We start from the raw sequence: 12,400 nt of genomic DNA on the forward strand, positions 1-12,400 counted from the left end.
TTATTAATCACATTGCCGTTGCTAGCATGATCACAACTTAACGATATGATGAGGTTGTCATGATTGAGCTTGGCTCATCGCGTTACCGATTAACGGCCTTTGCTCTGGCATTCGGCTCCTTCCTTATTTTTTGCAACTTATATCTCTTTCAGCCGATGTTGCCAGTATTTGCGAGCCACGATGGGATCAGTGAAACCCGTGCCAACTGGTTGCTGGCTGCCGCGACCTTAGGTCTTGCCTTCTCACTCGTCCCGTGGGCGGTATTGTCCGAACGACTCGGACGCCGTCCGATTATGCTAGTCAGCCTCTGGATGCTCCCTGCGATCGGGCTTCTGATGGCAGCAACCAACAGCTTTTGGTTGATTGTTGGGTTACGGGCGTTGATGGGCGCAGCATTAGGTGGCTTTGCCGCGGTTGCGGTCGCGTATATGGCTGAAGAATTCTCTGCTAAAGCGTTTGCGATCGCGGTAGGTAGCTATATCAGTGCCAACTCTCTTGGCGGGATATCCGGACGTGTTGCGGGGGGAATGATGACCGATTGGTGGGGCTGGCAAGGGGCGGTGCTAGGAATGGCGGTATTGAGTTTGTTGGGCGTCGCCTTGGTGACTAAATTATTGCCGCGTCAGCAATACTTTACCCAAGGGAATACCTCGTTATTGACTCACTCGCGAGGCGTGCTATCTCATCTTCGTACCCCAAGGTTGTGGCTAGCTATGTTAATTGGCGGTATCAACTTTGCGTTATTCGTCAATTTGTTTTCGGTAATGACGTTCCGGCTGGTGGCGCCGCCTTATCAATTGCCAGTGAGTTTGGTTTCGTCGGTCTTTATCTGTTATCTCGCGGGCACCGTTACATCACGATTGAGTGGACGCTGGGTACTTAGGTTCGGTGCGATTCGTGGCATGGCATTTGGCACTATTGTTGCCATGTTGGGCGTATTAGTGACCTTACACCATGACATCACTTGGATGATTGTTGGATTACTGGTGGTTAGTGGCGGGGCATTTTTTACTCACTCTCTCGCTTATGGTTGGGTAAGCCGACAAGCCAATCAGGGTAAAGCGACGGCAACGGCTTTGTATCTGGTACATTACTACACTGGTGGTAGCTTAGGTGGCTTTTACCTGATTGCCGCTTGGCAACATTATGCTTGGGAAGGTGTGGTGGTCGCTGCGTGCAGCTTGGGTTTTGCTGTGCTGGCACTTGTGCTTGCGCTGTACAAGTCAACGGGAAAAAGCAAACCCGCCGCCTCTTCATCAGAAACGGCGTTGAGCCATTAATGGCACTAGCTGGTTTCTAGGGCGCTATTGATATAGCTTGCGGTTTCTCTGGCATCGTTGGGATAGTGCTGGCCGACTTGATATTGACGCGTACAGTTGCGACCTTCTGCTTTCGCTTGATAGAGAGCGCTGTCTGCGCGCTCTATCAGTGACGACAATGTATCACCAGTTTGATAGCTGGAAATGCCAATTGATGCTGTCACTTTCAGAGGCGCGTCTCTTTCGTCAATAAACACATCCATGGCGCGAATTCCGTTCAGTAATCGGTCTGCGATCTGCTGTGCGCTGTCGGCATTGCATTTGGGGAGAAATACGATGAACTCTTCACCGCCAAAGCGACCAAAAATGTCTGATTTGCGCAGCCGTTCTTGCACGGCACGTGTGAAAGACTGCAAAACCACATCGCCCGCGTAGTGGCCCCATTTATCGTTGATACGTTTAAACTTGTCCAAATCCAATATCAGGACGGAGAAAGGAGAGTGCCTATCTTCGCTGATCGATAAGGCACGCATCGCCAGCTGTAAGAGCATACGGCGGTTATAAATACCGGTCAGCGGATCTAGCGTGGCTTGGCGATACAGCCTGAGAATCATATGCAACTGTGAAAGCTGTGACCATAACACCATCAGAGCAATTACCGTTTGCAGCCAGTAGGACGAAATATTATCCGGATTGAGCAATACACCGCTAAATGAATCGACCCATAAATGGCACGCGAGGGTGACACTCATCAGTGTCAAGCTCTCTCTCATCGTGAGCGGAAAAATCGTCAGCATGACTATTTGGATAATGGGTAATAAGGTGTAGCTGTATGAAAAAACACTGTTCTCGGAGGGAAAGCCTAATGTATGACTGGCAGAGAAGTAAAAAAGGTTGGTGACACAGACCATTGCCATCAAGCCCAGCTTGGCGGCTTTAAGGTTATTGACTTTATTGACTGAAAAGCCAATCGCGATCAGGAACGCGGCAAGTATCAATCGCTGAACGGAAAGTTGTGCCGCGATCGTTTTGTCTCCGAGAAAAAGAAAGTCGGCGGGAGACCAAGCGATGGTAAGCGCAGCCCAAACATAGCAAAGCACACACAAGCGACTACGTAAATAGGTACTACGAGTATTGTTAAAGCTATTGGCATGCTTTTTTGCGCTCCAAAGCTCGAGAAAAGAGATTTGAAGCTTGTAGACAACATGACTCATGTTTTCAGTCATTGCGCTCATGTTTGCTCCTGCGTGTACAAAGGTTCCGGTAGCGCGCCTATTTTTGTTATGATCGCGATGTTGTTTTGATTCGTTTTTAGTTGTCATTAGTGTGGTATTCGTGCGCAAACCTTCCAGTTTGTTGTACGTATTTACAGTACTTATTCAATCTAATGTGATCCCGCCAGTTGTTTACCGTAAAAAGTAGTCACAGTTGCGGGTTTTTTATTGATCGCCATAAGGTGTTGTTTCTATGTACGCGTATGTTGCTCCTTCCCTCGTTTCGGCTATTTTGGGTGCGCAACTGGTCTTGTCGTTGGCATTACTCAAAGGTGAAATCTGTCCGGGCCAGCGAGGCCGTTTCCACCGTGCATATTGGGTGCTGGTGTTCGCATGGGTGATCCTGGTTCCATCTAGCTTTTTAGCCACTATACCCTTTCTGTTTTTAGGCTTATTTGCGTTTCGATCAAAAACGGGCAAAACGCGTCACTCCGGTCCCATTCCTTTGCTGCATGTCGCAAACTTAACGGCATGTGTTGCATGGTTAATCATTACGGCGAGTCAGGGCTGGATGGTCGCTGTATTTGGCTTGTTGCAAATAGTCCTTCTGGGAGCCAGTGCCGGACACGGCCTGTTAGTTAGAGCCAAATCACGCTTACAAGCGTTTGATAACTTATTGCCTCTCGCGAGCGTGCTGGCCTTGATGGCCACGGTATTACTGGTTGCTGTGGCAGCATCGCTCACGACATTCAGCACTGTGAATATTAATGCTTTATTTGCAGGGGTTGGATTAGGCTTGTTGGGTATTGCCGCATCCATTTGGCATTTGCTCAAACACACCAAACCTGCATGGTGGCGTTTAATGATTGGGTTTGGTTTTTTGTTCGCTGCCAGTGTTAGCCTAAACACCATTGTGATGGGATGATTTGGCGAGTGGCCCCGAGTATTTCTATACTTAAAATCGAGCTTTGTTGACCCAACGGGTTCAGCCGAGATAAGGAGAGGCCACCATGGACATCAACAATATTCATCGTTTGGATGGGGCAATATTTTTCAGTATTGCCAATGAACGTTTGCGTTTAGAGTGCGATAGCCTTGAATCATTGATGGCCCATTTCGACCTAGACGATGAGCAAATCCGAGACAAATTTAACGACATTGGTTGTGAGTACGATCCGCTAACCAACCAATTGAAATTGAAATAACCGATTTTTTAGTGACTTACCGTTTTAGCGAAGGCTCACCCAGACTTGGAGTGGGCCTTTTCTGTCTTCCTTGATTAGCATTCTGTTCAAAGTGCGCTGACCTTATTCGTGACAATTGTTTGGTTTTTGTTAAAAAATTGATCGCCCGAGCTGTGAAGCACTACGCTTAATATGGCGAAATTTTATATAAAAGCGGCCGAATTCTCGGCAACAGGATACAGACAGAAGGACGTTTGGAATGCCGCGACGCGCTTGGAGCATCATTGTGATAACAGTCCTCGTGGGGATAGGTTTCTCTGCGCTGACTGGACATTTGCTGTTCCAATCTGAGCAAAATGCGATTCGCAAAGAAGTCCAAAAAGATGTCAATAATGCTGCTATGGCACTGGGCAGGGAAGTCAATCTTGGTTTAGAGCTTCTGTATGCGGTGAAAAATCATTTTGATGCGGGCCATCGCCTTAATGCTCGCAACTTCCAACCTATGACATCAGGTGTGTTGGAGCGGCACCTAAGTTTTAAGTCAATTGAGTGGGTCGATATAGTGATGCATCATCAACGGCGGCACTATGTCCAAGATGCGATGCAAGGGGACTCACAACAGGGAACCGATATTGTTGAGTTTGATGAGACAGGGGCATTGGTCCCCGCTCAGCGGCGAGATATGTACTTTCCTATCCGTTTTACGTCGAGCGCGAGCAGTAATCAGTCTGTGATCGGATATGATATGGGGTCGACTGCGGTGACTCGCCAAGCCCTTAAAACCAGTTTTAACACCGGTGTGCCTGTTGCAACGCCCGCGACAACGGTCAAAAGGGCGTATGGCAGCGTACAGGGCTTTTTGCTGATTATGCCGATTCTCCGTGACCCAGAACAGTTAAGTGGTGAGGAAACGAGTGACCTTCGCGGCTTTTTAGTTGCTGTCATTGATATTGGTGAGCTTGTTAATCTCGCGATTAATACGGTGATTAATGATGGGATTAATTTCTCGCTTAATGACATTACCGATGAGCGAAACCCTCAGCTTTTGCATAGCCAAATAGCCACTCTCAGTTCACCGGTGAACAAGGCGTTAACCCAGCAGTCACTCCCGGTATTTTTCGCAGGCAGAGAATGGCAAGTGGAAGGGTATCCGACGGCTGAATATGTGACTGCACGCCAGTCCTACATGCCTTATTGGGTGTTCGCGGCAGGCACCATCATTTTTATTATCATCAGTTACCTGCTGTATCGACTACAACTGAGGACCTTAACCGTGCAGGCACAGGTTGATCAGAAAACCCGTGCATTACGGGACGCAAACACCAAACTCGAGTCGATGACGAAATGTGATGGTTTAACCGGACTGTACAATCGCAGCCATTTTGAAGCGGAGTTAGAACGTGAAATTCAGCGGGCACTGCGAGAAGAAACCCCGCTGAGTTTGATGATTGTGGAAGTTGAGCGTTTATCGGATTACAACCTCAAGTATGGCCGTTTATCCGGCGATCAAGTGCTTCGCCGCCTGTCAGAAGCGTTAGATAATATGCTGAAGCGCCCAGGTGATTTGTTATGCCGATACAGTGGCAGCCAATTTGTCGCAATACTACCGCGCACAGAAGGCGCGCAGCGACTGGCTGAAGAGTGCTTACTGACGGTAAAACGCTTGCAGCTACCGTTTGAACGAGAAGAGGGTGCCATGTTAGTCGACGTTTATGTCGGTGGGGTAACGCTCAGCGATCACGAGCAAATGACGGTGGCGAGAATGTGCTCTTACGGGGAGATAGCCCTCGCTCGGGCGAGGGCGGATGAACCAGAACGCTGGCATTGGATGGAGATAGAATAAAAAACGACGCCCGAGGGGCGCCGTTTGGTTTATCTACGGCGTAGTGTTGCTTTGCACGGCGTTAAACGTCAGCGTCGTCTTATCGTTAGCAAGTGTTAGTTGGTTGTCCGTTATGTTGATTTGACTCCAGTCGCTGAGTACGTCACTGACTGTGAATTCCATATCCATCGCTTGAGAGGCACATGCCATACGTGTGCTCGCCATCCGGTCAATACGAAAACGGTTGTTTTCGAGCTGAGCATTACCGAAATAGCGGTTACACCCGGTATAACCACTCGCGACCATGTCAGTACTAACCGTAAGGGTTGGTGCGCCTTCCGCACTGATGTTTTGGTCATCGACCATTGCCAACTGCCACTTTTGAGCGATAGTCTCAACGGTGATTGCGTTTTGGTTTGACGGGTCAGTGGTTAAATCGTTGCTGCAAGCGGTTGCGCCGATACTCGCCAACGTAGCGACTAATAACACTTTTTTCATGATGATTCCTCCTACACTGGAGACGTGACCTTATGGGTCTTATTGTGGCAATGAATCGATGCATCAATGTCAATTTCTTGTTTATTTTTATCCCGCGCAAAAAAAAGGCCCCGGTAGAGGGGCCAAGATATACCATCGCGTGAATTATTATCGTTATGTTTGGAGTTAGGAACCGATGCAAACAAGTGCCTAGTTAGTTAATCACAACTCTATGACACTTTATTGGCAGCGACGTATTTAACCGAAATCACCGTTCACATAGCCTCGCGTTCGGTCATCTTGCGGCTGTGCAAAGAGCGTGGCTGTTTCATCGTGCTCCACCAGCTCTCCCATCAAAAAGAACGCAGTGCGGTCGGAAATACGACGGGCTTGCTGCATGGAGTGCGTCACAATGACGATGGTGTAGTCTTGTTTTAATGACTCCATCAAGTCTTCAATTTTTTTCGTCGCGATAGGATCGAGGGCAGAGGTGGGCTCATCCATCAAAATCACTTCCGGCTCCATCGCAATCGTGCGAGCAATACATAAGCGCTGTTGCTGACCGCCAGACAGCCCAAAAGCATGGGCCTTAAGACGATCTTTGACTTCATCCCATAATGCTGCGCCACGTAGTGATTTTTCAACCACTACATCTAGGTGCTTTTTATCTTTAATGCCTTGGGCGCGTAAGCCATAAGCGACATTGTCGTAAATGCTCATTGGGAAGGGGTTAGGCTTTTGAAACACCATGCCCACTTTAATCCGTAGGCCGGCAACGTCGATATTGCCATAGATGTCTTGATCATCCATGGTGAGTCGACCGTCAATTTGGACACCTTCAATTAAATCGTTCATGCGATTCAAGCAGCGCAATAGGGTTGATTTTCCACAACCAGAAGGACCAATCAACGAGGTGACACGCTTAGCAGGAATCGGCAAGTTGATGCTTTTAAGCGCGTGGTTTTCACCGTTACCGTAATAAAGATTTAAATCATTGATTTCAAATTTGTTCATGTCGGGCCTCAGAATGCGTTAATAAGTCGCTTTATTGAATCGGCGTGCAATGAGTTTGGTTAGCATGTTGATAACCAGCACGACAACAATCAGTACGGTGGCAGTGGCGTAGGCTTGGTGCCACTCATGGACGGTGTAAAGCTCTTGTGTGAGCTTATACAAATGCACCGTAAGCGTGCGTCCTGAATCAAGCAATGTATCAGGGATACGCGCCACCATACCGGCAGTGAGGAAAACAGGTGCAGACTCGCCAATCACGCGACCTACACTAAGAATGATTGAGGTGATAATCCCTGGCATCGCGCTGGGCAGGATTAACTTCCAAATGGTGTAGATTTTGGACGCACCGAGTCCGTACGATCCCTCGCGATAGGTTTGAGGGACGGCCATTAAGGCTTCCTCAGTGGTACGGATAATCACCGGAAGGATCAAAATACTGAGCGTCAACGCACCGGAAAGAATCGAAAAGCCGAGCCCCAGTACCGCCACAAAAAACGTGAGGCCAAACAGACCAAATATAATTGAAGGAATGCCTGCCAGTGATTCGGTACAAAAGCGGATGACTTTGACTAGCTTACTGCCCACTTTCGCATATTCGGTGAGGTAAATCGCGGTCATGATCCCCATTGGCGCCGCAATGGCAATCGAGGCGAGTACCATATAGACGGTAGAGACAATCATCGGCCAAATCCCAGAGGACTCACCAATGCGCGTGTAGTCGCTGGAAATGAATGACCAGTCAACATACTGCAGGCCGTTGCTCAGAATGTACCAGATTATCCAGAACAGAAAGCCGACGGTTAAGCCTGCTGCTGTCCAAATAAACCCTAAGGCTAATTTATCTTGTAATTGACGTGACAACATAACTTATCTCGCTTTCTCGCGGTTCAGGTAGAGCAGCGCGCCGTTGAGTAACATAATGAAAATCAACAAGACGACACCGGTCGCGTACAGGGCACTGGCATGCACGCCCGTGGCATAAGACATTTCTAATGCGATATTGGCGGTAAGGGTACGCGCTGAATCGAGAATCCCTTCTGGCATCGCTGGGGCATTACCCATCACCATGATGATCGCCATGGTTTCGCCCAACGCACGTGCAATCCCTAAAATCACACCCGTCATAATCCCGGAGCGAGCAGCAGGCACAAGCAGCTTAAAGATCGTAAACATCGATGATGCACCAAGTGCCAGAGAGCCTTCTTTATAGGCACGAGGTACGGCGCGTAGCGAGGTTTCAGACACCGTAATGACCGTTGGTAAGATCATGACGGCCAACACGATGACACCGGCAAGTAGGGTGTTGCCCGCCGGAACATTAAAGATGTCTTGGATCAACGGAACGATGATGACCAGACCAAAGAAGCCATAAACCACCGATGGAATGCCTGCGAGGAGCTCAACCGCCGGGCGGATGATATTGGCGAGCCATTTCGGTGCGACTTCCGCGATAAAGACAGCGGTGAGCACAGCGACAGGCACACCCAAAAGGACAGCCCCTGCGGTGGAGGCCAATGACGCCACAATCATGGGCGCAATGCCGTAGAGCGCGGGCGGAAGCCACTCGCTACCAAAGACGATATCGGTGAAGCCAGCGGCAGAGAGTGCAGGAATACTCTCGCGGAAAATAAAGTAGCCAATGGTGGCAAGTGATAACACGCCTACAATGGCACTGAATAAAAACAAGGCGTGAAAAATCTTTTCTCGCCAGTCAACTCGAGTGCGTCTAGTGAGACTCGAGTCCGAGACATTATTTACCTGTTCGGATGCGATGGTCATGATAACAACTCCATGCCAAAAATGGCTAAGGATGTAACAAAAGAAGGCCCAGCCATTTGCTGGGCCAAAATTCTACTTAACAGCGATATAACCTTGGTTTGCAACAATCTTCTGGCCATCTGCAGACAGTACCCAGTTGAGGAAATCGTCCGCCGCTGCTGAGGTAGTGCCTTCTTTATGAAGTACTAAGAAAGGACGAGCAACTTTGTAGTCACCCGCTGCCACGGCTTCAGTAGTCGGTGCATGACCGTCAACACTCAGTGCTTTTAGGGAATCATCCACAGAGCCTAGAGAGATGTAACCAATTGCAAGTGGGTTGTTGGCAACAATGGTCTTCACGACGCCGTTACCATTTGCGACTTGTGCTTTTTGTGAAATGGCTGACACTTTCATGCCGTTCACTTTACGTTTCAGACCCATGATGCTTTCAAATGCACCACGCGTGCCCGAAGCCGTGTCACGTGTCACCAGAACGATAGGTTTGTTTTCGCCACCGACATTTGACCAGTTGGTGATTTCGCCACGATAGATTTTAGCGATTTGGTCTGCAGTAAGGTTTTTGACGCCATTGGCGTTATTGACAACAACAGCGATGCCATCACGGGCAATGACTGTTTCTTTTAGTGAAGACTCTTTTTCAGAAGCTTTTAGCTCGCGTGAAGCCATGCCAAAATAGCTAGTGCCGTTTTTAGCGGCTTTGATACCTGCTGACGAACCTGTGCCTTGTACTTCGATGTAGGTGTCTTGGTGTTGCTGATGATAGGTTTCAGCCAACACTTCCATGACTTCGGTTACTGACGTTGAGCCAGAGATTGAAACAGTTTCTTGTGCACTTGCTGAGGCAGAGAACATGGCACCTGCCATCATGATGGCGCCAAAGACCTTAGATTTCATATCGTATCCCTTATTTGCGATGAGTCGCGGTTTGTTGTTTCGAACGAGAGGCACTTTAGGAAAGAAACATGACAAATATGTTTCATTAACTTGAAGCCTTGATGACGGCCAACCGATTTGACGGCACATCGAAAAGAAAAAAACAGACCTTGTGGAATGAATCAGACATGCAAACCTCCCGTGTTCACTTGGCTTGACACTTAAGTGCGCATTTATGGGTCAAGTAGTAAAAGCCATAGTATTCACAAGGTGTATTTTTAAATGATTAACGTTATTCTTCTATTAAATGACAGCACTGATCCGTTCGCGGGCAATGTGTGTACTGAAAAGAACAACTTAGGCCAGACCTAAAAGGAATCCATCATGGCATTGAGCGATGCTGCAAAAAAAGTTCAGGAAGCGCTGGTTGCTCGTGGTATTGAGACACCGATGACAGCAAAGTCAGCGTTGTCTGCGGCAGAACGAAAAGAAAAAATTGAATTTCACATGCGTGAAATCCTGCAATCTATTGATCTTGATTTGACTGACGACAGCTTGGCGGAGACACCAGCAAGAATCGCAAAGATGTATGTGGACGAGATCTTCTCGGGCTTGGATTACACGCAGTTCCCTAAAGTAACCATGATTGAAAACAAGATGGGTTGCGACGAGATGGTGCGTGTGAAGGATATTTCAGTCACCAGTACCTGCGAGCACCACTTGGTGACCATTGATGGGCGCGCAACTGTCGCCTATTTACCGGATAAGAAAGTGATTGGGCTATCCAAGATCAATCGCATTGTTCGCTTCTTCGCTCAACGTCCCCAAGTACAAGAGCGATTAACGCGTCAGGTCCTGGTGGCATTGCAAACCTTACTTGAAACCGACAATGTTGCGGTTCGTATCGAAGCAACACACTATTGTGTGAAATCGCGTGGGGTGATGGATGCGAACAGTGAGACAACCACCACTGCTTTAGGTGGTCAATTCAAAAAGAATGCTGCGACGCGCGCTGAATTTCTGCACGGTATCAATTAGTTAGAGAGACGCCTAGTAAGCGAAACGATGCAAAAACGCCCCCATCGTGAGATGGCGGGCGTTTTTTATGACAGTCAGAACCGAGCTTGTTCTTGACCAGTCATGGAGTGGCCAAGGTGTGACTATTCAAACTGTTTGGCAATATCGTGAAACTGACGGACTTTGTCGCGCAGCTCTGCACTTGCTTGCGAAACATCGTTCACTTCATTGAGGTTCTGCTGTGATACCGATTCAATGGCATGGATATCGCGATTAATATCATTAAAAGTCTGCAGTTGGGCCTGTGCTGAGTGATGGGTTTCGCTGGTACGCGATACCACATCGTCAATCGCCGTCGTCACCGCGTTTAAGCTGGCAATACTATGATCTGTAGTATCGACACATTGCTGGGTTTGCTCGTGACTAACATGGATCTGCGCTTGCCATTGTTGAATGGTATCGTGCATCTCTTGGATAGATTGCTGAATTTGCTCTGTTGCGCCTTGCGTGCGGCTAGATAGGGCGCGGACTTCCTCAGCGACAACCGCAAATCCGCGACCTTGTTCACCGGCACGCGCAGCCTCAATTGCGGCATTTAAAGCTAACAAATTGGTCTGCTCAGCAATACCACTGATTTCACTCATTGAATCGGTGACTCGCTCTGCGGTCACAGAAAGCTGCTGTGTCGCGGATAATGAGCTTTCAGACTGTTTGGCTAGGGCTTGAAGCTGCTCGCCGGTTTGATGAAGCAGCGCTTGTGTCTCTTGGCTTTGTTGCTGTACTGATTGCAGTAGCTCAGCACTTTGCTGCGCGTTTTCTAACACTTTATTGGCCGAGTCTGAGGCATGGTCAATATTGCTGGCCACCGAGGTGATTTGATGACTTTGGGTATTGATCGCTTGAGAAACACGCTGCGAGAGGGCGCTCAATTCATCAGAAAAGCGATTGAGAGACAAAGAGGCATCCAACATACGGCCGAGGATGGTACGGATCCGCGCTTGCAGCATCTTAACCTTGTAGTCAGCGATTGAGCTTAAGCCTGTTCCTGCATAAATATAGCGGCTAATACTGTCATAGTCGGCTTGATAGCCACGGATCAAAGCGGGTAGCGTCAACAGCTCATCGCGAAATAGGGTGCCTAATATGGCAGGCATGGCGACAGCGCTGGCGATATCCCATCCATTGATACTGGGAGCAAAGGCGAGGGAGAGCGGCGCAACCGCGAGGCCGGCGATAAGCAGTGCCAGTTTAGCGGCGCCGGGAATGTTCTCAATGGAGACCCCCCCTAATGATTTGCCTCCTTTTTCGGCCGCACGTAATTTTTTGTAGATCTGGGCAGCTCGGTGTTTCACCGCGGGATCTGGCTTGACCCGTACCGACTGATAGCCTGTTACCTGACCGCGTTCATAGATTGGGGTCACGTAAGCATCAACCCAGTAATAATCGCCGTTCTTACAACGGTTTTTAACGATGCCTCGCCACGGTTGATTGGCTTTGAGGTTTCGCCACATGTCCGCAAAAGCGGCTTTGGGCATGTCAGCATGGCGAATGATGTTGTGGGGTGCACCCATCAATTCGTCGTCGTCAAAGCCAGCAATACGAATAAATTCTGGATTACAGTAGGTGATAACGCCACGTTTATCGGTGGTCGAAACGAGGCGTTCATCGTCACCAAATACAACTTCATTACCACTCATAGTATTTATCTTTCTGATCACAGTTCATAAGAGCCTTATTAGTTTTAGTCTAGCGGCTATGGGC

12 protein-coding genes are annotated in these 12,400 nt (G+C 48.6%); 5 read left to right on the top strand and 7 right to left on the bottom strand.

Going from position 1 to position 12,400, the window contains the following annotated elements; translation table 11 throughout:
- Window positions 1-59: 59 nt before the first annotated feature.
- Window positions 60-1,280: an MFS transporter gene (locus BZG82_RS15025; RefSeq protein WP_077766213.1), complete on the top strand. Its 1,221-nt coding sequence runs from the start codon at window positions 60-62 to the stop codon at window positions 1,278-1,280.
- A 5-nt stretch (window positions 1,281-1,285) separates the two neighbouring features.
- On the opposite strand, the gene BZG82_RS15030 is transcribed toward BZG82_RS15025, so the two are convergent.
- Entirely contained in the window at window positions 1,286-2,494 is a 1,209-nt protein-coding gene (locus BZG82_RS15030; RefSeq protein WP_158076012.1) for a GGDEF domain-containing protein, read from the bottom strand.
- Window positions 2,495-2,726: 232 nt separating this feature from the next.
- Here BZG82_RS15030 and BZG82_RS15035 point away from each other — a divergent pair, with 232 nt between their 5' ends.
- The 3 genes from BZG82_RS15035 to BZG82_RS15045 all read left to right on the top strand — a co-directional run bounded on the left by BZG82_RS15035 (window position 2,727) and on the right by BZG82_RS15045 (window position 5,500).
- Window positions 2,727-3,398 (top strand): hypothetical protein, encoded by a 672-nt coding sequence (locus BZG82_RS15035; protein ID WP_077766214.1) that lies wholly within the window; start codon window positions 2,727-2,729, stop codon window positions 3,396-3,398.
- An 85-nt stretch (window positions 3,399-3,483) separates the two neighbouring features.
- Window positions 3,484-3,678, top strand: coding sequence for a DUF4250 domain-containing protein (locus BZG82_RS15040; protein ID WP_069587103.1), 195 nt, complete (start codon window positions 3,484-3,486; stop codon window positions 3,676-3,678).
- A gap of 265 nt (window positions 3,679-3,943) precedes the next feature.
- The gene (locus BZG82_RS15045) at window positions 3,944-5,500 is read left to right on the top strand and encodes a CHASE domain-containing protein (RefSeq protein WP_158076013.1); all 1,557 of its coding nucleotides are present in this window, start codon (window positions 3,944-3,946) and stop codon (window positions 5,498-5,500) included.
- 33 nt (window positions 5,501-5,533) lie between these two features.
- Here BZG82_RS15045 and BZG82_RS15050 read toward each other — a convergent pair whose 3' ends face one another.
- The 5 genes from BZG82_RS15050 to BZG82_RS15065 form a co-directional block, all read right to left on the bottom strand.
- Complete coding sequence (locus BZG82_RS15050; RefSeq protein WP_077662040.1) at window positions 5,534-5,977, bottom strand: META domain-containing protein; 444 nt, start codon at window positions 5,975-5,977, stop codon at window positions 5,534-5,536.
- A gap of 237 nt (window positions 5,978-6,214) precedes the next feature.
- On the bottom strand, window positions 6,215-6,970 hold the full coding sequence (pstB, locus tag BZG82_RS16250; RefSeq protein WP_108742996.1) for a phosphate ABC transporter ATP-binding protein PstB: 756 nt from the start codon (window positions 6,968-6,970) through the stop codon (window positions 6,215-6,217).
- A gap of 18 nt (window positions 6,971-6,988) precedes the next feature.
- Window positions 6,989-7,834, bottom strand: coding sequence for a phosphate ABC transporter permease PstA (gene pstA, locus BZG82_RS16515; RefSeq protein WP_198928565.1), 846 nt, complete (start codon window positions 7,832-7,834; stop codon window positions 6,989-6,991).
- Between the two features lie 3 nt (window positions 7,835-7,837).
- A complete protein-coding gene (gene pstC, locus BZG82_RS16520) occupies window positions 7,838-8,749 on the bottom strand; it encodes a phosphate ABC transporter permease subunit PstC (protein ID WP_077662038.1) in 912 nt (303 codons plus the stop codon).
- 72 nt (window positions 8,750-8,821) lie between these two features.
- On the bottom strand, window positions 8,822-9,643 hold the full coding sequence (locus BZG82_RS15065) for a phosphate ABC transporter substrate-binding protein (protein ID WP_077479731.1): 822 nt from the start codon (window positions 9,641-9,643) through the stop codon (window positions 8,822-8,824).
- Window positions 9,644-10,003: 360 nt separating this feature from the next.
- On the opposite strand from BZG82_RS15065, the gene folE reads away from it, so the two are divergent.
- The gene (folE, locus tag BZG82_RS15070; RefSeq protein ID WP_069587112.1) at window positions 10,004-10,660 is read left to right on the top strand and encodes a GTP cyclohydrolase I FolE; all 657 of its coding nucleotides are present in this window, start codon (window positions 10,004-10,006) and stop codon (window positions 10,658-10,660) included.
- Window positions 10,661-10,782: 122 nt separating this feature from the next.
- On the opposite strand, the gene BZG82_RS15075 is transcribed toward folE, so the two are convergent.
- Window positions 10,783-12,336, bottom strand: a complete 1,554-nt coding sequence (locus BZG82_RS15075; RefSeq protein WP_077678283.1) for a methyl-accepting chemotaxis protein — start codon at window positions 12,334-12,336, stop codon at window positions 10,783-10,785.
- Window positions 12,337-12,400 lie beyond the last annotated feature (64 nt).

Origin of the sequence: Salinivibrio sp. PR5 (assembly GCF_001996085.1) — a bacterium.
GTDB lineage: Bacteria > Pseudomonadota > Gammaproteobacteria > Enterobacterales > Vibrionaceae > Salinivibrio > Salinivibrio proteolyticus.